This window comes from Pseudomonas sp. NFACC37-1 (assembly GCF_900101575.1).
GTDB lineage: Bacteria > Pseudomonadota > Gammaproteobacteria > Pseudomonadales > Pseudomonadaceae > Aquipseudomonas > Aquipseudomonas fluorescens_AA.
In genome coordinates, this window is record NZ_FMUZ01000001.1 from 317,586 (window position 1) to 338,895 (window position 21,310).

A 21,310-nucleotide genomic window follows, 5' to 3' on the forward strand; every position below is an offset into this window, starting at 1 on the left:
CTGTCGGCTGCAGCGGGCAAAGGCTCAAGCAAGGGCGCAACCGCCGATGGCAGAGCGTGTGGTCTGGGACGGCAATTCTGCGAACAGCGCCTGGTACTCCGCCGCAAAATGACTGAGGTGATAGAAGCCCCACTGGGCCGCCGCATCGCCTATCGAAAGATACGACGCGGGGGTGGACATCAGGGTTCGGCGCACACCGTTCAGCCTCACGGAGCGCAGGTAATTGACCGGCGTCGTCTCGGTCACCGAGCGGAAGCTGTTCTGCACCGTACGCCGACTGACCTGGAGTCGCTGGCACAACTCGTCCACGCTGGGCACGTTGTTCAATTGCCCGGTCGCCAGGCGGTGGCATTTTTCGACAATGTAGCTGCGCGTGGAACTTGGCGTACGCTGCTGCTTGTCGCAGGCAGGGTCGGTCATCAATTGCAGCAGCTCGCCGAGCATGGTCTGCTCCAGCGCCTGTTCCCGGTCTTGCGCATGGTCGAGTTCTTCACTCAAGAGCGCCTGGGAGAACGCCGCCAGCATTCGACGGCGAGCCTCGGCATAGCGCTGAGTGGACACCTTGATCACCGGCTGACGCAACAACTGAGCGATTTCCTTGGCCGACGCGGTTTGCGCCAACGCCTGTTCGAACAACTCACGCTCGAAAGTGATCGCCAGCAGTTCCATGCCCAGCGGCATATGGAACATGAACTCTTCGCCACCATGAAGAAAGAACAGGCTGCTGTCGTCCACTTCCCGCCCCTGCATCCGGATCGAACCCGGGACGGTGATCGGCACGGCGAAACACATCTTGCCCCGTGGGGCCACGCCGTGCTGCACGACACGCTGGTTGATCTGTTCGCGAAACACGTGGCAGCGCGCCGTCGTCAACTGGATAAGTGAGCTCTCAGCCGTACCAGCGGTCAACTGGTTGTAATCCTGGTTCCACTCCTGGACGGTGGCGGCGTGGACATGAATGTCATGGAAATGGCTGATGTTCTGGTTTTTCATGATGACGAAAGCCTCGGCCGATATTCTTCTTTTTTAGATCGCCTTCCCGAGCGATATTCTCACATAAAGAGAATTCTGCAAATTTTCTTTCGGTAATGCCTGTGCTTCGGTGCTGACGCGCGAGGCGGCCCAACCATGTGCCGATTCGGGCTACCGGCCAGGAACGGGCCACGGGGATGATCGGCACACTGAAACCGACATCCTGAGAGACCATCATGAGCGAAGCCAAACTCGAAGCCCTCCATTTCGCGGATGCCCCGCGGATCACCTCCACCATTCCCGGCCCCCGGACCACCGAGGCGCTGGCGTTGTCGGCGCGTACCGAATCCATGGCACGCGGCGGCGGACGCATGCCCGTGGCCATGGATCGGGCGTTCGGCGCGACCTTCAAGGACGCCGATGACAACACCTACATCGACTTGTCCGCGGGTGTGGGCGTCAGCAGCGTGGGACGTTGCCACCCGAAAGTGGTGCAAGCCATTCGCGAACAGTCCGAAGTGCTGATGCACGCCCTGGAGGTCAATAGCACCCGGCGCACCGAACTGGCCGCCAAGCTCTCCGAGATCGCGCCCGACGGCTTGCGCGGCGACTGCATTACCTTCTTCACGCAAAGCGGCAGCGATGCGTTGGAGGCGGCCATCAAGTTCGCCAAGCGCGTCACCGGGCGGCACCAGATCATCGCCTTCCACGGTGGCTACCACGGCGTGTGGAACGCTTCCGGTGCCCTGACGACAGGCACGGCCTACCGAAAGGGCTATGGTGCCCAGATGGGTGGCGTCATTCATGCGCCCTACCCTTATGCCTACCGTTTCCCTTTCGATACCACGCACAAAAGCGCCGAGCAGATCGCCGGCGAGTACGTGGATTACCTGCTGAACACCCCCTACACCGCCGCCGATGACGTGGCTGCCGTGATCGTGGAGCCGGTGCAGGGCGAAGGCGGCTACGTGCCGCCCTCGCCAGAGTTCCTGCAACTGTTGCGCAAGGCCTGCGACCGCAGCGGTGCGCTGCTGATCGTCGATGAGGTGCAGTCCGGCGCGGGACGTACCGGCAAGATGTGGGCAGTCGAGCACTCCGGCGTGAAGCCCGACATGCTCACCTTTGGCAAGGGCATCGGCAGCGACCTGCCAATGGCCGGCCTGATCATGCGCTCGGACCTGGCGGCGGCGATTCCTGACGGATCGATGCCCAACACCTTCGCCGCCAACTCGTTGTCCGCCGCAGTAGCGCTGACCAACATCAGCATCCTCCAGGACCCGGAGCTCGATCTGCTCAACCGTGCCCACACACTGGGTCTGGAAGCACAGGAGCGTATTCGCGGCTTCGGCAGCCCGCTGGTCGGTGAGGTTCGCGGTCGCGGCCTGATGATCGGGATCGAGCTGGTCTCGGACCCGACCACCAAAGCGCCACTGGCACCGGAAAAGATTGGCCAACTCATGGGTTACCTGCTGAGCCACGGCGTGCTGATGATTCCCTGCGGTCGCTACAGCAACGTGATGCGTGTCATGCCCTCGCTGACGATCTCACGGGCGCTGTTCTTCAAGGCCCTGGACATTTTCGGCGACGCCCTGGACTCCCTCGATGCGTGACCTGTCCCGATTCCTGCACATCACTCATGGACTTCAAAATGACTGAGCACTTGAAACACTTCATCGCAGGCGCGTCTTTCGAAGCCTCTGACGGCCGCTGCATTAACCTCGTCAACCCCGTGACAGAACAGGTCTACGGCAGTTGCGCCCGCGGCACCGTCGAGGACGTGGACCGTGCCGTGGGAGCCGCACGCCACCAGCTCGAACGTGGCATCTGGAGCCAGCTTGACGGCGCCCAGCGCGCCCGACTGCTGTCGAAACTGGCCGACCTGGTGGAACGCGACACCGACGTGCTGGCCGATATGGACGCCGACGCCATCGGCCGCTCGCCGATCGAACCGCGCCGGCTGGACGTACCCAATGCGGTCGCCAACCTGCGCGCCTCCGCCGGCTGGGCCAACCAGCTCGAGGGGCGGACCATTCCCTCCGGCGGCTATTTCGGCACCAAGTCCCTCTCGTACACGGTACGGGAGCCAGTGGGCGTGGTCGGTGCCATCGTTCCGTGGAATTCACCGCTGATGATCACGGTCTGGAAACTCGCCGCCTTGTTGGCGGCAGGCTGCACCGTGGTCATCAAGCCGTCGGAAGAGACGCCACAGTCGGCGCTGCACCTGGCAACGCTGGCCCAGGAAGCGGGCTTCCCCGATGGCGTGATCAACGTCGTCACCGGCTACGGCAACGAGGTGGGTCGCGCCCTGTGCGAACACCCCCATGTCGACAAGATCAGCTTCACCGGCAGCCCCGAAGCCGGACGCGAGATCCAACGCACTGCCGGCGTACTGTTCAAGCGCGTGGCCCTGGAGCTGGGCGGCAAGAGCCCGCAGATTGTCTTCGACGATGCCGCCTTCGACGACGCGCTGTTCGGCTGCTCCCTCGGCCTGTTCGCCAACCAGGGCCAGGTCTGCGCGGCCGGCTCGCGCATCCTGGTCCAACGCGGCCTCGCCGATCGCTTCGCCGCAGCGCTGGCCGATGCCGCGCGCGCCGTCAAAGTGGGCGACCCTCGTCAACCCGGCGTACAGATGGGGCCTGTGGCCAAGAAAGCTCAATTGGATCGCGTCAACCGCTACATCCAACTGGGCATCGACCAAGGTGCGTCCCTGCTGGCCGGTGGGGTATCGAACCCTGAACAGGGTTGGTTCGTCCGGCCGACCATCTTCGCCGACGCCCGCAATGACATGGCGATCGCCCGGGACGAGATCTTCGGGCCCGTCGGCACGGTGATCACGTTCGACAGCGAAGAAGAGGCCGTCGCACTCGCCAACGATTCCAACTACGGCCTTGCCGCCACAGTCTGGACCAGCGACCTGGCACGAGCGCATCGCGTCGCTGCGGCGGTGAAGGCCGGGGCCGTGGGCATCAACTGCTGGAGCCCGCTGGACGCCAACCTGCCATGGGGCGGCGTCAAGTCCAGCGGCATTGGCCGGGAAGGAGGATTCAGCGGCGCGCTGGCCTACACCGAGGAGAAGGTCATTACCGTGCTGCTGCCCGGCTGAAAACAATCCTTGCACTGACAGGACCACCCTCCCAGTCCCCGTGCCTCAGAGGGTGGCCGTTCAAACGTGCTTTTTCGATGCCTTGATGATCGATGGAGAGACTGCGATGAATCCGGTAAATCAAACAATAATTGATCGGTATCCGACCTCCCTGCGGATTTTGCACTGGGTGCGCGCCGTACTCGTCGCTGGCCTCCTCTGGGCGGGCTGGCACATGACTGGGCTGGCTGACGAAGTGGCGAGCAAATATGAGTTCTATTACCCGTGGCACAAATCCTTCGGGGTGCTGGCATTCCTGGTGGTTCTGGTCCAGATCGCCGTGCGGGTGAGAGCGGCCAGGCTGCCACAACCGCCAGAGACGCTGGCACGGTATGAGCGGGTTTCGTCAAGACTTGCCCACCGTACCTTGTACGCGCTGCTGGTGATCGTGCCGTTGATGGGCTATTCGATGTCGAGCACCTACACAATGAGCGACGGCGTATTCTTCTTTGGGATGAACCTTCCGGAACTCCTGGGCAAGAATGACGACTGGTTCGTGGTCTTCCAATGGCTGCACAAAGTGCTTGCCTACACCCTGCTCGGTCTGATCCTGGTGCATGTCGCCGGTGCCCTGAAGCACCGGTTTTATGACCGCGATCCTCGAAACGACGTCCTGCGCCGCATGCTGTGACTTGATCAGGCGTTGGCGAAAAGTGCCAACGCCTTCATGGCTCGGACCAACGAGCCTCGGTAAAGTCGACGACCAACACATCGCCACCGAAATGCGCTCAGGCTGTTTCACAGCCTGAACGACCGCTCAGAAGGTCACCCAGGCGATGAGCTGGAAGTAGGTATTGGTTGATGCGCTCCCACTCTGGTTGCCCCCATTGCCGATCCACTTCTCAGGCTTGTATAAGCCAATGAGTGGCGAGAGCGTGATGTTGTCCGTCACCATCCAATCCAGAAAAAAGTCGAACTCGCGGGCGCTGAAGTCCTGCTCCCCTCGCCGGGAAAGCTGGTGGAAGTCGAAGGCCATCGCGTTAAGCGTTAACTTGTCGGTCGGCATGACCGAGAGCAACACGTCATTGATCTGCATGTTCGAAGTCACTGAACCTGCGTAGTTCGCCGCGACCTCACCTTGGTAGCGTTTGCGAAAACCGCCCTGGAACAGGAAGTCCCAACCTTCTGAGTAACGCGTATAACGGTAGCTCACCGTCGGTTGCCATTTGACATCGGCGAAGGTGTAGCCCGCGTCGAAGAACATCGCCCGCTGCGATCCCGAGCGTTTTTCCTGGCGCGCCACTTCGAACGCAAAGTCGGCATTCTCGATGCCGGCGTTGCCCTGGCCACGGATGCTGTAGATATCCATGCCCTTGCGTTCACCCCGATCGGCAAAGACATATCGCTCCTCGACATCCAGGCCGCGCACGTACGTCGAGCCGATCGAGCCGATGGGCGTCGTGTAGTCGACGGTGGCGGCCGCCACTTCGGCCTTGGATTGCCCGGGGTTATCCGACTTCAGCCAGATCAGGCTACCGTGAAGACCTTCCGTGCCGCCCAGCTTCAAGACTGCCGTATTCCCGAACGCCAACCGCGGACCGAGGTAAAAGGCACCGCCGCGATTGAACCGGCCATCCGCTACGCCCTCGACGGGGTTGAAAGCGTTCCCGGGGGCGAACCCATCATCGGTAATCAGGAAGCCGTCCACCGTAACGATCTGTCGGCCAAAAGAGAAATCAACCCCGTCCGTGCCCAATGCCGGAATCAGATCACCTGACTTCCAGCCCAGGTAGGCATCTTCCACAGCGGTTTCTCTTTCATTTCCGGCGGTGATCCCCCCCGCGTCGCCGTCGCCCCATGATCCCGTACTGATCATGCTGAACCCGCCGTAGATCGAGCCGGCGGCGATCCGATCCGTCGTGCCGCTGAGACCATACTTGGCGAACCCTTCTTGCCACCGCATACTGCCGGGCTCGCGCTGCGGGTCGCCGAGGTAATTCTTGCTGCTGCCGAACCAGCCAAACCCGGCCCAAAGCTCAGCGTTAAGAACGGTCCCGCCTTCGTTTTCGTTGTAAAGCTCGTAACCCTGTGCCTGCGGCTCGAACGCACAGAGTGCGACCAGCGAAAGCAACGGGGCGTAATGGGGGCTGCGCATGACGTCTCTCCTGTTTTTATATTTATGAGGCGAGTCATGAGTGTTCCGATTCGGGTCGCCCATGCGGTAGCCCAAATCAGCATGTGCTAGGGCCAACGCCCCATTTCCCTGACATCCCCCGGAAAACATTTCCAGAGACGTGAACGGTTGCCGTTTTGGGCTACGGCCCACCCATGCGTGCGCCCTATGCTGGGGCCATAAGAACGCATAAGAACGAGGCATCCGTCATGACCCCATTACCGCTGTTACGTCAGGGGCTTTGCCTGCTGACCATCGTCGCTTGCAGTGCCCTACCCTCCCTGGCCACTGCCCACCATTCATTCGCGTTGTTCGACCAGACCAAGACGGTCACGGTAACGGGCGTCGTCGAGCGCTTTGCCTGGACCAATCCGCACATCACGATTTACCTCGACACACCCGGCCCTCCGCCCCAGCGATTCAAGATCGAGACCGGCAGCGTCAACGCGCTGCAACGTGCGGGCTGGAGCGCTGACTCCATCAAGGCCGGCGAAAACGCCGAGGTGTCCTTCAGACCGCTGAAAAACGGTGACCCGGGCGGTCTGCTCGTGGAGATCAAGATCGGTGACGTCGTGCTCACAGGCGGCGGATAGAAGAAGTGCTTCTCCAGCTCCATGACGACCGAACCGAACAAGCCCGCAACGTGGAGACGTTTCAATGAAACCGACACGAACCTTGAGCGCAGCAATGATCTTCCTTGGCGTCGTCCTCGCGACCGGCGTCGGGGTGTGCAACGCGGCAACGTCGAAGACCCAGAACAATACGCGCCCGGATATCAGCGGTACCTGGGAAAGAACCCCCGACGACTGGTTCGGTGAGAACCCCGACGATCCGGTGCACCCGGGCGGCCCGATGGACCTGAAGGAACCCTATGCCAGCGAATACACCGCGCTGAAAAAGAAACAAGCCGCAGCGAACGAAGCCGGCACGCCATTGGCCACGACGAGTTCCAGATGTCTGCCCGAAGGCATGCCAACGATGATGGCGGCGCTGTTTCCGATCCAGATCATTCATGACGACAAGCAGGTGATTGTCCTCGGCGAGTACCTTCAGCAGGTGCGCCGCATTCTCCTGAACCAGGCCATGCCGCCCAAAGAGAAGCTCGATCCCAAGTACCAGGGCCATTCCCGCGGCCACTGGGAAGGCGACACGCTCGTGGTGCAGACCCAACGTGTGCGAACGGACGTGACGTTCTATGACGTTCCCCACAGTGAGGAAATGAAGATCACCGAACGTATCAGGCTAAAGGGGCCGGACCACTTGGAGAACCAGGTGGTGATCGAGGATCCGCAGGTGCTCAACACCCCGTATCGCTTCACGTTCGACTACAAGCGCTCCAACTACGTCATTCAAGAATACGTCTGCGAGAACAACCAGATCGTGATCGACAGCGAGGGCAAGGCGTCCCTCAGCCTTGAGTGAAGCCCCTATCGATGCTCCCTTGGAGATGACCGGATGGAACGAGCGATGACCATCAGCCGCTTGCGGCCGGCGCTGCAAGGCGCCCTGCTCTCGCTGATCCTCACGTCGAGCGCGTTTGCAGAGGTACCCCGTATGCCCACGGCCATACCTGTTCCGCCCTCCGACAAGCCACCGCTGTCGTCGGCAAAACGCCCGGGCACCGAATACAGCGATTTGGAAAAGTACGGCTACATCGAGGAAGAGTTTTACCTGCAAGGCGTCGCCCCGGCCATCACCGCCGCGGGCAAACAACTCTTCGAAGCGCCGTACACCACGCGCATCCTGGTACGCAAACCAGCGGATCCCGCGCGCTTCAATGGCACGGTGGTGATCGAGCCGTTCAGCTGGTTCGGCGAGCGTGGCGCAGGCTGGATCCTGACCCGTGACTACTTGCTACGGCGTGGCTACGCGTACGTCGGCTACACGCTGAACATGAACCGGCCGGCCGTCGATCCCAAGTTCATCTCGGACACCCCGGCCGCCGAAGCCGAACAGATGGCCCAGTACGGACAAATCGTGAACTTCGAGTTCATGCGCCGCTTCGACTATGCACGCTATGCGCCGCTGGGCAGCTATTACGATCCGCAGCGCTTCACCCGCGGTGAAGGTCCCGATCCGTTCGTGCCACAGTCACAGGGGATCGCGGCGCAGCTGGCGTTGCTGCTCAAAACCAATGCGGCGCAAGGCCCTTTGGCCGGCCTGGATGTGCATCGCGTCTACGTCAATAGCTGGGCGGTGACCGCGCAAGTCTGGATGGATTATCTCGACCAGGGCCGCCACCAGCAATGGCGCATGCCCGACACACGGCCGCTGATCGATGCCTACATGACCGGCCGCATGGCCTATGGCGAGGTGGGCGGCGACGTTATCCGGCGACCGCGCCAGATGCCCGACGGCGTGCCGTTCGTGACCGTCTACAGCCAGTCCGAACTGATGCACGACGTGCTCGAAGGCATCGACCTGCCGCCGGACACCGACAGCCCCCAGATCCGCTACTACGAAATAACCGGCATGCCTCATCTGCGGCTGGCCGACCTCGGTACGGAACATACCGAGCTGTTCGCCGCCGACATTGGCAAGGGCGACGACCCACGCTGCCGGACGCTGTACGACGAACCGGTGGAACTGGTCGTCTCGGCGCTCCTCGATGGCATGGACCAATGGGCGCGCGATGGCAAAGCCATGCCGAAGGCCCCGCGAGTCGTGCACGAAGGCAAGGCCGTCGCGCGCGACCCCGTCACCGGCAACCTGCAAGGGGGCGTGCGCCCGCCATGGATCCAGGTGCCCAGCGCGACCTACCTCACGGACCAGGAAACCGGCTGTGGCCTGATCTATGACACCAAGGTGCCCTATCCCAAGGACGTACTTGTCCAGCGTTATGGAAGCTTCAGCCGCTACGAACAGGCATTCGAAGACGCCAAAGGGCTCTCGATCAAACAGGGCTATCTCCTTCCAGAAGACGCAACGGGCCTGCGGCCGATCGCGAAACCTCAAGACTTCTAACCCAACGCGGAAGCAAAGCAGATGTCATCAGAACTCATCATCGCCTGGATCTACGCGTCCCCCGTGAGCACCGCCATCAGGGATATGTTCTGGGTCGTGCCCACCGTCCAGAGTATTCATATCGTCGCCATCGCGGTGATCTTCGGTGCCGCCGTCATCTCCGACCTCAGACTGGCCGGCGTGCTCGCCACCGATGAGCCCATGCGCGGCGTCATCCGCCGTTATTTCCCATGGATGCGCGCCGCCCTCATCGTTCTGCTGCTCAGTGGCCTGGTCATGATCATCGGCGAACCCGACCGCGTCCTGGTCAACACGACGTTCTGGCTGAAGATGTGCCTGGTGGTCGCCGTGTTCACGCTGGCCTGGTCAATCCGGCGTCCATTGCTGCGCCCTGCCGCTCAGGCACAAGGCGACGACCAGGAGCCTCCCGCCAAGGTGCTGGCCTGGCTATCGATCGCCCTGTGGTGCGTCGTGATCTTCTGCGGTCGCTGGATCGCCTACTGATTCCAGCTTTTCGATGAACGTTTTTCTCAGGTATTCACCATGGACATCCAATCGATACTGCAAGCCCTCGAGGACACCTCTGTCGCCGCCCGGATCAGAGAGTCGGGTTCGATTTTTCCAAACCTGGAGTCGGTGCACGTGATCGGCATCGCTCTGGTGTTCGGGACAATCGCCGTCGTGGACTTGCGCCTGCTTGGCATCGCCTCCCATCGTCGAAGCGCGCTCCGACTGATCCAGGAATTGCTGCCATACACCTGGGTAGCCTTCGCCGCCTGCGTGATCACCGGCCTGCTCATGTTTGCCTCCAATGCCACCACCTATGCGCAGAACAGTATGTTCTTGTGGAAGATGGCTGTGTTGTTGCTGGCGGGCGTCAACATGGGGGTCTTCCACCTGGGTGCCTATCGCCGGATCGACCAATGGGACATGACCCTGCCACCGCCCGGCCAGGCCCGTGTCGCCGGACTCTGCTCGTTGACGCTGTGGGCGTGCGTGATAGGCCTCGGCCGCTGGATTGGGTTTGTCTGATGGCTCGCCTGCCGCGAACCTGGCCCGACACTGACGCCAACGGTGCATTCAAACTCGTGCGCCCGGCTTCCGGTCGCTGGGAGTCGCTGGCCTTGCTGCTGGCGGCCCTGGCAATCATTGCCGGCGTGACAGGCTACGTGCTGCTGCGCCCTCAGCACGTCGGCCCACCGCCCCTCTTGAGCTGGCAGGTGCGCTCCTTCGATGGCCTGGGAGCGGTCGACCAGGCCATCCACAGCGCCCTGCTGCCTGCCGGTGAAGAAATCATCTGGAACAACAACGACACTGGCGGCTGGATCACGCTGGAGCGTGCCCAGGAGATCTTGCTGCCGCCCTTCTACCGGGACGCCTTTTGGAAGACCAACGGTGAGGTGCACTGGCAGTTGATTCTGCCTGGCAGCCATCTGCCCCATGCCGGTTCCGTCGATGACCACGAGGACGACGCTGCCGCCCCAGCCGTCAGCGAAGTGTCACAAGCGACCCAGGGCCAGGGCGCCACGGTCTATTACGGCTCCGCCGGCCGCGCGCCCGGCCAGAGCGCCTACCTGCTGGTCATTGGGCACGCCCATGCCGGCGTCATGTGGGCCAACCAGGCAACGATCTGGGTCCACCCCGACCCGAATGCGCCCTACCCCGGCATCGTCAAGCCCGAATCCCTGGTCGGCAACGGTTGGCGCCAGGTCATTCCTTACGACGGCACCCGTGAAGTCGAACGCGTAAAAGGAAACCAGCCATGACCGCTCCTGCAAAACACCGCCCACTGTGGCGCCGTTGCCTTGCGCTGCTGGTATTGATACCCGCCATCGCATTCGCCGGCCCGACGGCCCCTCTTGGCAAGAAGCTCAAGATCGGCGTCACCCTGCACCCCTACTACAGCTTCGTGGCCAATATCGTCGGTGACCGGGCCGAGGTCGTTGCACTCATCCCGGCGCAAGCGAATCCACACAACTATCAGCCGCAACCCGACGACATCACCCGGGCGATGACACTCGATGCCCTGGTCGTCAATGGCATCGGCCACGATGAATGGGCCTTCCAGATCGTCAAGGCCGCCGGCCGTGGGGCGACATTGCCGATCATCCAGGCCAATGCGTCGGTGGCCCTCATTCCCATCGGCGGTGACCAGGACGGTGCCAAGGTGGTCAATCCGCACACCTTCGTATCCACCACGGCAGCGATACAGCAGGTCTTCGAGATCACTCGCCGGCTCGGGGAGCTGGATCCGGATAACGCCGCGGCGTACCGACAAAACGCCCTTGCCTATGCCGCACGCATCCGAGCCTTGCGAGCAGGTTTCATGACCCGCTTCGCCGCCCTGGATCTGTCATCGTTCCGCTGTGCGACAACCCATGCCGGCTACGACTACATGATGCAGGAATTCGGCCTGTTCGTGAGCGCCGTGATCGAGCCCCGCCACGGCGTCGCACCGACGGCGCGCCAGTTGGCCAACACCCTCGACGCGATCAAGAAGGCCAACGTACGGGTGCTGTTCGCCGAGAAAAATTTCTCCCTCGATCTCGCCAAGCCCATCGAGGCCGCCACCGGCGTGAAGGTCTTCGCGCTGTCTCACATCACCGGCACGACCTACAGCGCGGACGAATTCGAGGTGGCGATGCGCGAGAACCTCGAGACCTTGGCCGAAGCCGTTGAGTTTACGCAGCGATGAACCTAATGAAGGAGAAACAGGCCATGCGCGGCCCCGCCCTGGTGTTCGATCACGTCTCCCTGCAACTGGGAGGTACGCCAGTACTCGACGACGTCAGTTTCCGGGTGGAAGCCGGTGCCCTGCACTGCCTGGTCGGCCCCAATGGCGGCGGCAAGACCTCACTGGTGCGCGCGCTGCTGGGCCAGATGCCGCATTCAGGGATGGTCCGCTTCGAGGGCGAGGTCACGACGCCCATGGGTTATGTCCCGCAATTGCCGGACTTCGACCGCAACATACCGATGACGGTCAACGATCTCATGGCCCTTCTGGGTCAACGCCGGCCGGCCTTCCTGGGCTCGAGCCGATCCGCCAAGGCGGCCAATGCCAAGGCCCTGGCGCGTACCGGCATGGCTGGCATGGGCGCCAAACCCTTTGGCAGCCTGTCCGGTGGCCAGCGCCAGCGAGTGCTGCTGGCCCAGGCGATCAGCCCGATGCCGTGGCTGTTGATCCTCGACGAACCGACCGCCGGCATCGACGAACCGGGGGTGCGGCTGGTGGAAGCGATGGTGGCCGAGTTGCATGGCCAGGGCGTCACTATCCTGTGGATCAACCATGACCTGGAACAGGTCCGGCGCATCGCCCAATCAGTGACCGTTATCAATCGTCGCGTGCTGTTCCATGGCGCCCCCGACCAGGTCGCCTATTCGCTGGAGGGAGCCCAATGAGCGCCTTGTACGAGTTCATTCGCAACCACCTGCAAGCGCTCGCCGCCAGTGGCCTGCTGCCGCAACCGTTCGAGTACGAGTTCGTGATCAACGCGCTGCTCTGCGCAGTGCTCATCGGCCCGCTCCTGGGTGTGCTGGGCTCGATGGTGATGATCAAGCGCATGGCGTTCTTCAGTCAGTCCGTCGGTAATGCGGCGATGACCGGCGTGGCCATTGGCGTGCTGATCGGCGAATCCTACACATCCCCCTACTTCTCGATGTTCGGCTTCTGCTTGCTGTTCGCCCTGACGCTGAAGTACACGCAGCACCGCACCACATTGGCCAATGACACGCTGATCGGCGTGTTCCTGTCCATTTCCCTGGCAGTCGGGGCGTCACTGCTGCTGTTCGTGTCGGCCAGGATCAACACCCATGTGATGGAAAGTGTGCTGTTCGGCTCCATCCTGGCGGTCGACTACACCGACATGAACGTGCTGCTTGGCGTAACGGCACTGTGTGCGCTGCTCGGGCTGCCGCTGTACAACGACATGCTGTTGGCCAGCCTCAATCCGAGCCTGGCCCATGCGCGCGGCGTGCGAGTGCGAAGCGTCGAATACCTGTTTGTCGTGCTGGTCACCCTGGTGACGGTCGCCTGCCTGAAAATCATCGGCGCCGTGCTCGTCGAAGCCCTTTTGCTCATACCGGCCGCGGCAGCACGCAACATCAGCCGTTCACTGCCGGGGCTGGTGGCGCGCGCCATCCTGATCGCGACCTTTTCCTGCGTGGTTGGCATTCTGGTCCCCATGCAGTTCCACATCCCCGTACCCACGGGCGGCGCCATCGTGATCGTCGCGGCCCTGGTGTTCGCCGCCACCACCGTCATGCGCGCTACCGCATCCCGTTTCAGGGGCGCCAGCGTATGAATAGGAAAGAATTCTACGGAGCCTGGTTGACGCTGCTGGTGCTGCTGGGTGTCCCGCTCTCGGCCTTTGCCGATATCGGCAAGCAGCAAGTACTTGTCGCATTGCCAGCCGTGTATGCGCTCACCTCGGCACTCAGCACCGGCACGACTCTGCAAGTCGTCCGTGTTCCAGCGGATGCGGCCGTCCCCATGGAAAGCCAGGCCAACGCGTTGTCGCGCCTGAACGCCACAGTGTTCCAGCAGGCCGCAGCCGTGGTCACCCTCGGCCGTCTCTGGCGTGCGGATCCGCTGTATGCGACAGCCCGCCATCACAACCTGCGGATCGTCGAGATCGACGCCTCGCGCTCATGGGACACCGTCATGCCCGCCGTGGCCGTGACCCAAGCGCCGTCGAACGACGTTCCCTGGGCTGCGGCGAGTGATGTCGATGAGGGCCCGTCGCCCTACGCCTGGCTCGGCCCTGTCAACGCCATGCGCATGTCGGGGCTGATCGCTGCCGACCTGGCACGTCTGTCCCCCACCGACGCGCCACGGATAGAGCGCAATCTCGCTGAACTCGAAGGTCGCTTGCGCCGGCTCAAGGCCGACTACGGCGCCCGACTGACGGCGGTGGCGGACCTGCGCGTGTTGTCGCTGGCCAATGAATTCATCTACCTGTTCGGCGAGTTCGGCGTCTTTGTCGACGGTTGGTTCGTCCGCCAGGACATCGACTGGAGTGACGCCGACCGCGCCGCACTGACTCGTTACCTGCGCGAGCATGACATCCGCGTGGTGGTCCACAAGTGGGCACCGGACGCCAGAATCGCCAAAGCCATCGAGGACGGAGGCGCGCGGCTATTGATCCTCGATGCGGGCAACCCGGGAATGCTCGCCGATACGGCCAGCGGATACGAGACGCTCATGAGTTCGAACCTGGACGCCCTGCTGGCGGCCTTCACCGCGACGGGCAATGACAATAAGAGGGGCGATGCCCCTAGTGCCAGTCAGTCATGCCCCAAATCCGTGGGAGCAAAGCTTGCTCGCGATGGCGGCAGCCCCGTCAACGGCGTTGTCGACTGGCTCATCCCAGTCGCGAGCGAGCTTTGCTCCCACAGGTTTGTGTCACTTGATCCTTAACTGACCGGCATTAGGCGATGGCCCGCCCCTTCCCCAATGATCGATCTTGACTGCGAGACGCTATGAAACCCATAGGTTCAGTACTGCGGATATCGATGGCAGGCGCTTTGGTGTTCTGCCAGGCAACCTTCGCCCACGGCCCCGTCTTCGATTGCTACATCGAGGACGATAACCGGGTGACATGCGAGGCGGGCTTCACCGATGGCAGCTCGGCCGCCGGCAGACAAATCCATGTCCAGGATCCGAGCGGCAAGGTATTGCTCCAAGGCGAAGTCAGCAAGGACAACACCTACACATTCCAGCCCCCTGCCGGAAACTATTCCGTGGTGTTCCTGGGTGGAGCCGGTCATCAGATCACGATTCAGTCTTCCGACATTTCAAAGTGAAAACGACCATGACGTTCAAACGAAAACTGCTTCAAGCCCTGGCCGCGACGACGTTCACTGGCTTGACCGGCGCTGCACAAGCTCATTTCCAGATGCTCTACGTCGAAGAAACGGCACTGCAACGCGCAGAACAACTCGAGTTCGCGCTGGTGTTCACCCATCCTTTCTCCGGCGGCCCCACCATGACCATGGATGCACCCCGAGCATTCAGTCATGTCAGTTCCCACGGCGCGGAAAAAATCGATCTGCGCAAATACCTGCGCCCCGTCGAGTGGCAGAGTCGCGACAACCGAACGACGGCCTATCGTGCCTCGATTCCACGGGAGTTGGTGCGCTCACTGGGTGACCATATCTTCGTACTCGAACCCGAGCCTTACCTGGAAACCGAGGAAGACGCCTACATCCAACAGTTCACCAAGCTGATCGTGAACGTGGGCGGAGTCCCCGGCAATTGGACGGAACCACAAGGCTTGCCGGTGGAGATCCAGCCTTTGAACAAGCCCTATGCCAACTGGACGGGCAGCGTGTTCCGCGCCGTGGTGCTGGCCGATGGCAAGCCGGTTCCATTCGCCGAAGTCGAAATCGAATACGTCAACCATTCCGTTGATCTCGATAAAAATACCTTCGGCCAGCAAGACTACGTCACGGCACCCCAGGCCTCATTCAAAGCCCAGAGTACGTACTCGGACGCCCAAGGAATCGTGACCATCGGCCTGCCTCGCGCCGGCTGGTGGGGCATTGCGGCGCTCGACATCGGTACGACGAAAACCCACAAGGGCAAACCCCTTTCGCAAGATGCAGTGCTATGGGTACAGGCCAGGGACATGAAGTGACCAGGCGCCAGCGCAAGCAGCAGGCACATGGTGACAACGCGACACTTGATACAGAAAGGGCCCTGGATTTTCCTCACAGGGCCCGAGCTATCAAACGATCAGATCGTTGGCGTTGAGGGTATTGACACCCGTCAGCTGGATTTCAAAATCCGCGCCCAGATCACCATTGACGTTGCCGTACAGCACCTGGTCGACGAAGCGCAGTTGTCCCGCTGCCGTGAAATCATTCGAATCGATGAAGCTGAACGTGTCGACAAACGTGGTCAGGAGATTGGCATCGAATTTCGACAGGTCCAACTTGTCGCCCTGCAGGCTATTGAAGTCGGAAATGGAGTCACCGCCAAATCCTTTGCCCAGTTCACCCAGCGTGTTGAAAACAAAGCGGTCGGCTCCGTCTCCACCGTGGAGGCTGTCCCCACCCAGGCCGCCGATCAGTGTGTCATTGCCTGCCCCACCGTCCAGGGCGTTATTTCCGGCGTTGCCGATCAGCACGTTGTCCAGTTCGTTACCGATCCCCATGAAGGCGGTGGTCCCCGTCAGCGTGAGGTTCTCCAGATTGGCCCCCAGGATCCAGCTCACAGACGAGACGACCGTATCGGTTTCGCTGGTCAGTGTGGAGGTTTCCCTGATGACGTCCTGAGCGTTGTCGATCACATAGGTGTCGTTGCCTGCGCCGCCAATAAGCGTATCGATACCAGCGCCGCCGTCCAGCGTATCGTTGCCAGCGCCGCCGCTCAGCGCGTTGTTGCCGGCATTGCCGGTCATCACGTTGTTCGAGGCGTTGCCACTGCCGTTGAGGTTGGCGCTGCCGATCAGCGTGAGGTTCTCCAGATTGGCACCCAGGCTCCAGTTGACCGACGAACGCACAGTGTCGGTTTCACCCACCAAGGTGCTGGTTTCGCTGATGACATCCTTGAGGTCGTCGACCGTGTAGATGTCATTGCCCGTACCGCCACTCAAGGTATCGGCACCCGCGCCACCATCGAGGTTATCGTTGCCCGCCCCACCCTGGAGGTTGTTCGCCGAGGCATTGCCTATCAGGCTGTTGCTCAGCTCGTTGCCAATCACGGTGAACGCCCCGGTACCGCTCAGGATGACGCTTTCGACGTTGCGCAGATTACTGAGGTTCAGGTCGACGACGCTGCTCGACGCGCTCGCGGCATAAGTGAGGGTCAGGCTGTCGCGACCCTGATCGACATTCTCTTGGACCAGGGTCAGTTCAGCGAACTGATCGAGCGTATAGGCATCATTCCCCGCGCCACCGATCAGCGTGTCCCGCCCGGCGCCACCGTTCAGCACGTTGTTGCCGGCGTTGCCGGTCAGCACGTTGTTCAGGGCGTTGCCGGTACCACTGATCTGAGCTACACCGGTCAGGATGAGATTTTCCAGGTTGGCGCCCAGCGTCCAGTTCACCGAAGCGCGCACGGTATCGATTTCGCTGGCCAAGGTCGTGGCTTCGGTGACGACATCCTTGAGGTTGTCTACCACGTAGGTGTCATTGCCGGCACCGCCGATCAGGGTATCGATACCGCTGCCGCCGTCCAGGGTATTGGCACCGGCGTTGCCAGTGATGCGGTTGTTCAACGCGTTGCCCGTGCCATTGAGATTGGCGCTTGAGCTCAGCGTCAGGACCTCGATGTTGGCGCCCAGGGTGTAATCGACCGCAGAGATGACCGTGTCGGTTTCGCTGGCCAGGGTGCTGCTTTCCTGGATCACGTCACCGGTATTGTCGACAACGTAAGTGTCATTACCCGCCCCGCCGATCATCGTATCTTTGCCGGCACGACCGTTCAGAACGTTGGCCAGCGCATTACCGATCAGCGTGTCCGCGTTGGCCGAGCCAAATGCGTTTTCGATCTTGGCGCCATAGGCGATCGCCAGCCCTTCGTTGAAAGCGGCCTGAGTAGTGAGGTCCGTAAACGCTTGGCCGATTTTGCTGAACTGGCCTTCATTCAGGTTGATGCGGACTGCTTCCTGCTGATTGAAGGCATCAATTGAATCAGTACCGCCGGCGTCCCAGATAGTTTCGAAAATCGACTGTCCAGCAGCCCAGCTATACGAGTTGTTACCCGTTTGCCACTGAGTATTCGCACCGTAGAGACTCTGGATGGCAGCGATATCCAGCAACATGGGCGTGGTTGGCTGATAGGAATACGCGGCGTCGTAACTCATGACCGTATAACGGACATCATCGAACTGAGGAGCAAGCACCGTCGGGTTCGACAGCAACTGGGAAAACGGATGCTTGAGACCCAGCGCGTGACCGATCTCATGGACAAAGACCAGGTAGTCATAAGTGCCTTTGACAGGACTCGGGTCGTTCGTCACCGGTCCGATCCAGACATCACCGGCGCTCGGGGTTTCATCGGGAAAATAAGCCCAGGCAGCGGTGTCGTCGTCCATATTCTGGTAGCCGCCGAAACGCAGGTCTCCCACATTGGTAGCGGATTCTCCGACCTGTGTGAACCTGATATTGGCGACCGAGCTCCACATCCCGAGCGCACTGACGATACTGTTCTGCTGGGCTGATGTCAGGACGTAGCCGGCCTCATATTCATTCTCACTGCTGTAGTCGGCGGCGAAAAATGAACTGTTCGTCATGAAGCTGTACGTCAGGGACGTGGACCCTGACGAGCCCATCCAATAGGTGCCGACCAGCAAGCTATCAACTTGCGCATTGCCGGTCCGCATAGCGGACCAAGTAGAAGAATAACCAAGTGGGCTGGGCATGCGAAGCTTCCTGTAAGCAATCTGCGGCCTTCCAGAATGCGGCCGCTACAAAGGGGTTATTTTGCATTAGAAACACAAAAAGTGATATCACATAGCCACTTTTTATGCGTTGAATCCACCAACTATGGTGCAACCAACCAATCATTCGCCCGGCGAATGTCCCCATCCCCCAATCGACCGCTCCAGCGATGCAGCACCAGCAAACTGGTCACGAACTTGTATTGGGACTGATAGAAATCACGCCGTGCACGAAACTCTTCCTTGATGCTATCGAGCACATCGACGGCATTCTTGACCCCGTAGCCAAAGGCTTTTTCCGTGGCCATGCGTGACTTCTCGGCAGACTCCAGCGCACGCCGTGTTGCCTTGATCCGGCTGAGTTCGGCGCTCATGCCGAGATAAGCCGTGCGGGTTTCCTTGATGACCTGGCGACGCAAGGCCTCCAGTTCTTGCTGGGCGACTTCCTTGTCACTTTCGGAACTCGATACTCGTGCCCGGGTGGAGCCGCCGCTGTAGAGCGGCATCTGCAAATCCAGGGAGGCCACGAGGTTGTCCGAGCGAGGCGTCACGGCGCCTTCATAACCGATATCACTGCGCTGCGCCGTCAAGTTCAGGCCCAGCCGGGGAAGATGCCCTGCCTTGTTTTCAGCGATGGCCGCCTCAGCGGCGAGGACGCTGTGCTCCCGGGCGTGCAACGCCGGGTTGCTGTCGAGTGCCGTCTGCACCCAGTAGTCCTGCGCTTGCGCCGGCAGGCTGAAGGCTGGATTGTCGCCGATGCGCTTGAACCGCTCGCTGACATCGCGCCCCACCAGTTCGGAAATCGCTTCACGGCTGACCAGGACCTTGTTGCTGGCTTCGATCTCGTCTGCCTTGAGCGCATCCACCCGCGCCTCAAGATCCAGTGCGTCGGTCACCATCGCCATCTGTCGCGCGTACAAGGCCTTGACCCGCTTGAGGTTACGCTCCGTCGCCTGCAGTTCGCTGCGCACCAACGACAGCTCGTCTTCCGCGGCAAGCACGGCGAAATAGCGCTCGGACAGGTCGATGCTGGCCTGCACCTGGGTATCGGTCGACTCGTAGCCACTCTGCCGGGCCAACTCGATGTACTTCTGGTAACTGCGCCACACCTGTGGATCGTAGATCACCTGATTGAGCACCACGGCCATGCGCTTGCCGTTGTACTGGATACGGTTCAGGTCGTCGTCGCGCCGGCCGCGGTTGACGCTGCTGCTGGCGTTGAGCTGCGGCAACAATTGACCGAAGGCCGCCCGCTCCTTGCCCTCGCCGCTTCGGGTCAGGGCTTGTGCCCGCAGGACGCGCGGATCGGCCCCCTGCGCTTCCTGGTGCAATTGCCACAGGTCGACATAAGTGTCGTCAGCGAGGGCTCCCAGTGGCATGAGGACCAGGCACAGGATGATCAGGCGCTTCATCTCAGTCCTCGATCAACGAACGGGCGAACACATTGCTCGCAGGCTGCATCAAGTATTGCAACAGCGTCCGCGCCCCCGTATTGACCAGCACTTCGACCGGCATTCCCGGCACCAGGGTAAGGTTGCCCAGCGTCTGGCGCCCTTTGTCCGTCAGGGCTACGCGTGCCAGGTAATAAGCCGTGCCTGTGTCCTTGTTGATCAGACGGTCGGCGGATATCTGCACCAGCCGCCCCTCGATGACGGGCGTGGTGCTGCTCTTGAATGCGCTGAAGCGAATGTCCGCCAACTTGCCCAACGCGATGCGGTCGATGTCCATCGGTGACACTTGCGCCTCGACGATCAATTCCTCGTTGGCCGGGACGATGTCCAGCAGCGCAGTGCCCGGGCTGACCACAGCACCGAGGGTGTGGACAGTCATGCCCATGACCATTCCGGACTCGGGCGCGAGGATATCGGTACGTTGATCGCGGTCCTGCAAGGTGGCCAGTCGCTCGCGCAACTCATACACCTTGGTCCGCGCATCGCCCAGCAGGCCGGCGACTTCGCTGGCGAAGGCCTTTTTCAATTGCAGGATCTTCAACTTCGCCTCGTCGACATGGACCCGCGCTTGCGCGATCTCGGACTGGCTTTCGGCTATTTCGGTTTGCAGGCGAGCGAGGCTGCGCTCCTGCTCGCGCAAACGCTGTTTGTCCACGTAGCCTTCGGCAAGCAGTGCCCGCAGATCGACTATTTCGTCTTGATAGGAGGCCGCCAGCATCTGCTTGCTGGCGATGATGGCCTTGAATCCGCGAATCTGTTCCTCGATTTGTCCGATGGTCTTCTCTTGCAAACCGATTTCACCCAGCAACGAGGTCCGTCGAGTCTGGAAAATTCGTGCCTCACTGTCCCGGGCCTCTTGCACTCGCGGGTCAGCGGGGTCCAGGGCCGGCACCGCCACTGGCTCGGGCAGCGCGTCACGTTCCGCCTCCAACCGGGCCTGCAACTGGAGCGCGGCGATCAACTGGCTGCGCGTTGTTTCCATTTCCGAACGCGCCTGGGTGTTGTCGAGCACCAGCAACACATCGCCGGTTTTCACCAGGTCCCCGTCGTGGACACGCAGTTCGCGCACGATGCCACCTTCCAGGTGCTGCACCGTCTTGCGGTAACTTTTGACCGTGACCACGCCCGGCGCGAGTGCCGAGCTGTCGAGGGGAGCCAATGCCGCCCAGCCACCGAACAGGCCAAAGGTGACCAGCAGCATGAGGTAGCCGACGCGGCGGATCGGCCTGTCATCGACGGGCAACGCGGAGGATGAGTGCTGACTGTTTTGCATGAAATGGCTCAT

At 61.5% G+C, this 21,310-nt stretch carries 21 protein-coding genes and 2 pseudogenes; 15 read left to right on the forward strand and 8 right to left on the reverse strand.

The window, feature by feature from the left end; translation table 11 throughout:
* Positions 1-24 precede the first annotated feature (24 nt).
* Together BLP82_RS01360 and BLP82_RS31110 are read right to left on the reverse strand one after the other, a co-directional pair.
* A complete protein-coding gene (locus BLP82_RS01360; protein WP_092164671.1) occupies positions 25-993 on the reverse strand; it encodes a helix-turn-helix domain-containing protein in 969 nt (322 codons plus the stop codon).
* Positions 962-1,222, reverse strand: coding sequence for a hypothetical protein (locus BLP82_RS31110; RefSeq protein WP_170842255.1), 261 nt, complete (start codon positions 1,220-1,222; stop codon positions 962-964). The genes BLP82_RS01360 and BLP82_RS31110 overlap by 32 nt, the downstream gene beginning before the upstream one ends.
* Between BLP82_RS31110 and BLP82_RS01365 the strand changes: the two genes are divergently transcribed.
* The 3 genes from BLP82_RS01365 (at position 1,209) to BLP82_RS01375 (ending at position 4,745) form a co-directional block, all read left to right on the forward strand.
* Positions 1,209-2,582: an aspartate aminotransferase family protein gene (locus tag BLP82_RS01365; protein WP_092164672.1), complete on the forward strand. Its 1,374-nt coding sequence runs from the start codon at positions 1,209-1,211 to the stop codon at positions 2,580-2,582. The genes BLP82_RS31110 and BLP82_RS01365 overlap by 14 nt on opposite strands.
* A 38-nt stretch (positions 2,583-2,620) precedes the next feature.
* Positions 2,621-4,075, forward strand: a complete 1,455-nt coding sequence (locus tag BLP82_RS01370; protein ID WP_092164674.1) for an aldehyde dehydrogenase family protein — start codon at positions 2,621-2,623, stop codon at positions 4,073-4,075.
* A gap of 106 nt (positions 4,076-4,181) precedes the next feature.
* Entirely contained in the window at positions 4,182-4,745 is a 564-nt protein-coding gene (locus BLP82_RS01375) for a cytochrome b (protein ID WP_092164676.1), read from the forward strand.
* A gap of 126 nt (positions 4,746-4,871) precedes the next feature.
* Here BLP82_RS01375 and BLP82_RS01380 read toward each other — a convergent pair whose 3' ends face one another.
* The gene (locus BLP82_RS01380; RefSeq protein ID WP_092164678.1) at positions 4,872-6,209 is read right to left on the reverse strand and encodes an alginate export family protein; all 1,338 of its coding nucleotides are present in this window, start codon (positions 6,207-6,209) and stop codon (positions 4,872-4,874) included.
* 227 nt (positions 6,210-6,436) lie between these two features.
* On the opposite strand from BLP82_RS01380, the gene BLP82_RS01385 reads away from it, so the two are divergent.
* The 12 genes from BLP82_RS01385 (at position 6,437) to BLP82_RS01440 (ending at position 15,826) form a co-directional block, all read left to right on the forward strand.
* Positions 6,437-6,820 carry a DUF6152 family protein gene (locus BLP82_RS01385; protein WP_092164706.1) on the forward strand — a complete coding sequence of 128 codons (384 nt, stop codon included), beginning with the start codon at positions 6,437-6,439 and terminating at the stop codon, positions 6,818-6,820.
* A gap of 64 nt (positions 6,821-6,884) precedes the next feature.
* Positions 6,885-7,649, forward strand: coding sequence for a hypothetical protein (locus BLP82_RS01390; RefSeq protein WP_092164707.1), 765 nt, complete (start codon positions 6,885-6,887; stop codon positions 7,647-7,649).
* 45 nt (positions 7,650-7,694) lie between these two features.
* On the forward strand, positions 7,695-9,191 hold the full coding sequence (locus tag BLP82_RS01395) for an alpha/beta hydrolase domain-containing protein (protein ID WP_256576513.1): 1,497 nt from the start codon (positions 7,695-7,697) through the stop codon (positions 9,189-9,191).
* A gap of 21 nt (positions 9,192-9,212) precedes the next feature.
* Entirely contained in the window at positions 9,213-9,695 is a 483-nt protein-coding gene (locus BLP82_RS01400; RefSeq protein ID WP_092164709.1) for a DUF6644 family protein, read from the forward strand.
* 39 nt (positions 9,696-9,734) lie between these two features.
* Complete coding sequence (locus tag BLP82_RS01405; protein ID WP_092164710.1) at positions 9,735-10,223, forward strand: DUF6644 family protein; 489 nt, start codon at positions 9,735-9,737, stop codon at positions 10,221-10,223.
* Positions 10,223-10,957, forward strand: coding sequence for a DUF6162 family protein (locus BLP82_RS01410; protein WP_092164711.1), 735 nt, complete (start codon positions 10,223-10,225; stop codon positions 10,955-10,957). The genes BLP82_RS01405 and BLP82_RS01410 overlap by 1 nt, the downstream gene beginning before the upstream one ends.
* Positions 10,954-11,886, forward strand: a complete 933-nt coding sequence (locus BLP82_RS01415) for a metal ABC transporter solute-binding protein, Zn/Mn family (RefSeq protein ID WP_092164712.1) — start codon at positions 10,954-10,956, stop codon at positions 11,884-11,886. Before BLP82_RS01410 ends, BLP82_RS01415 begins: the two co-directional genes overlap by 4 nt.
* 23 nt (positions 11,887-11,909) lie before the next feature.
* Complete coding sequence (locus BLP82_RS01420; RefSeq protein ID WP_256576514.1) at positions 11,910-12,590, forward strand: metal ABC transporter ATP-binding protein; 681 nt, start codon at positions 11,910-11,912, stop codon at positions 12,588-12,590.
* Positions 12,587-13,492, forward strand: coding sequence for a metal ABC transporter permease (locus BLP82_RS01425; protein ID WP_092164716.1), 906 nt, complete (start codon positions 12,587-12,589; stop codon positions 13,490-13,492). The genes BLP82_RS01420 and BLP82_RS01425 overlap by 4 nt, the downstream gene beginning before the upstream one ends.
* A complete protein-coding gene (locus BLP82_RS01430) occupies positions 13,489-14,607 on the forward strand; it encodes a metal ABC transporter solute-binding protein, Zn/Mn family (protein WP_092164718.1) in 1,119 nt (372 codons plus the stop codon). The genes BLP82_RS01425 and BLP82_RS01430 overlap by 4 nt, the downstream gene beginning before the upstream one ends.
* A gap of 62 nt (positions 14,608-14,669) precedes the next feature.
* Positions 14,670-14,993 carry a hypothetical protein gene (locus BLP82_RS01435; protein WP_092164720.1) on the forward strand — a complete coding sequence of 108 codons (324 nt, stop codon included), beginning with the start codon at positions 14,670-14,672 and terminating at the stop codon, positions 14,991-14,993.
* Between the two features lie 8 nt (positions 14,994-15,001).
* Positions 15,002-15,826 (forward strand): DUF4198 domain-containing protein, encoded by an 825-nt coding sequence (locus BLP82_RS01440; RefSeq protein WP_092164722.1) that lies wholly within the window; start codon positions 15,002-15,004, stop codon positions 15,824-15,826.
* Between the two features lie 90 nt (positions 15,827-15,916).
* Here BLP82_RS01440 and BLP82_RS31880 read toward each other — a convergent pair whose 3' ends face one another.
* The 5 genes and pseudogenes from BLP82_RS31880 to BLP82_RS01455 all read right to left on the reverse strand — a co-directional run bounded on the left by BLP82_RS31880 (position 15,917) and on the right by BLP82_RS01455 (position 21,298).
* On the reverse strand, positions 15,917-17,542 hold the full coding sequence (locus BLP82_RS31880) for a calcium-binding protein (RefSeq protein ID WP_371914095.1): 1,626 nt from the start codon (positions 17,540-17,542) through the stop codon (positions 15,917-15,919).
* Positions 17,525-17,998 (reverse strand): annotated as a pseudogene (locus BLP82_RS31885) (M10 family metallopeptidase C-terminal domain-containing protein); the annotation flags it as partial. The gene BLP82_RS31880 and the pseudogene BLP82_RS31885, both read right to left, overlap by 18 nt.
* A gap of 75 nt (positions 17,999-18,073) precedes the next feature.
* Positions 18,074-18,466 (reverse strand): annotated as a pseudogene (locus BLP82_RS31890) (matrixin family metalloprotease); the annotation flags it as partial.
* A 212-nt stretch (positions 18,467-18,678) separates the two neighbouring features.
* Entirely contained in the window at positions 18,679-19,986 is a 1,308-nt protein-coding gene (locus BLP82_RS01450; protein ID WP_092164725.1) for a TolC family protein, read from the reverse strand.
* Position 19,987: 1 nt separating this feature from the next.
* Positions 19,988-21,298, reverse strand: coding sequence for an HlyD family type I secretion periplasmic adaptor subunit (locus BLP82_RS01455; protein WP_256574233.1), 1,311 nt, complete (start codon positions 21,296-21,298; stop codon positions 19,988-19,990).
* Between the last annotated feature and the right edge of the window lie 12 nt (positions 21,299-21,310).

Coding starts and splice junctions, on each gene's coding strand:
- BLP82_RS01375 (WP_092164676.1), top strand. CDS start 4,182: ATGAATCCGGTAAATCAAACAATAATTGATCGGTATCCGACCTCCCTG.
- BLP82_RS01455 (WP_256574233.1), bottom strand. CDS start 21,298: ATGCAAAACAGTCAGCACTCATCCTCCGCGTTGCCCGTCGATGACAGG.
- BLP82_RS01425 (WP_092164716.1), top strand. CDS start 12,587: ATGAGCGCCTTGTACGAGTTCATTCGCAACCACCTGCAAGCGCTCGCC.
- BLP82_RS01420 (WP_256576514.1), top strand. CDS start 11,910: ATGCGCGGCCCCGCCCTGGTGTTCGATCACGTCTCCCTGCAACTGGGA.
- BLP82_RS01365 (WP_092164672.1), top strand. CDS start 1,209: ATGAGCGAAGCCAAACTCGAAGCCCTCCATTTCGCGGATGCCCCGCGG.
- BLP82_RS01450 (WP_092164725.1), bottom strand. CDS start 19,986: ATGAAGCGCCTGATCATCCTGTGCCTGGTCCTCATGCCACTGGGAGCC.
- BLP82_RS01360 (WP_092164671.1), bottom strand. CDS start 993: ATGAAAAACCAGAACATCAGCCATTTCCATGACATTCATGTCCACGCC.
- BLP82_RS01435 (WP_092164720.1), top strand. CDS start 14,670: ATGAAACCCATAGGTTCAGTACTGCGGATATCGATGGCAGGCGCTTTG.
- BLP82_RS01370 (WP_092164674.1), top strand. CDS start 2,621: ATGACTGAGCACTTGAAACACTTCATCGCAGGCGCGTCTTTCGAAGCC.
- BLP82_RS01380 (WP_092164678.1), bottom strand. CDS start 6,209: ATGCGCAGCCCCCATTACGCCCCGTTGCTTTCGCTGGTCGCACTCTGT.
- BLP82_RS01440 (WP_092164722.1), top strand. CDS start 15,002: ATGACGTTCAAACGAAAACTGCTTCAAGCCCTGGCCGCGACGACGTTC.
- BLP82_RS01395 (WP_256576513.1), top strand. CDS start 7,695: ATGACCATCAGCCGCTTGCGGCCGGCGCTGCAAGGCGCCCTGCTCTCG.
- BLP82_RS01415 (WP_092164712.1), top strand. CDS start 10,954: ATGACCGCTCCTGCAAAACACCGCCCACTGTGGCGCCGTTGCCTTGCG.
- BLP82_RS01400 (WP_092164709.1), top strand. CDS start 9,213: ATGTCATCAGAACTCATCATCGCCTGGATCTACGCGTCCCCCGTGAGC.
- BLP82_RS01410 (WP_092164711.1), top strand. CDS start 10,223: ATGGCTCGCCTGCCGCGAACCTGGCCCGACACTGACGCCAACGGTGCA.
- BLP82_RS01385 (WP_092164706.1), top strand. CDS start 6,437: ATGACCCCATTACCGCTGTTACGTCAGGGGCTTTGCCTGCTGACCATC.
- BLP82_RS01390 (WP_092164707.1), top strand. CDS start 6,885: ATGAAACCGACACGAACCTTGAGCGCAGCAATGATCTTCCTTGGCGTC.
- BLP82_RS01430 (WP_092164718.1), top strand. CDS start 13,489: ATGAATAGGAAAGAATTCTACGGAGCCTGGTTGACGCTGCTGGTGCTG.
- BLP82_RS01405 (WP_092164710.1), top strand. CDS start 9,735: ATGGACATCCAATCGATACTGCAAGCCCTCGAGGACACCTCTGTCGCC.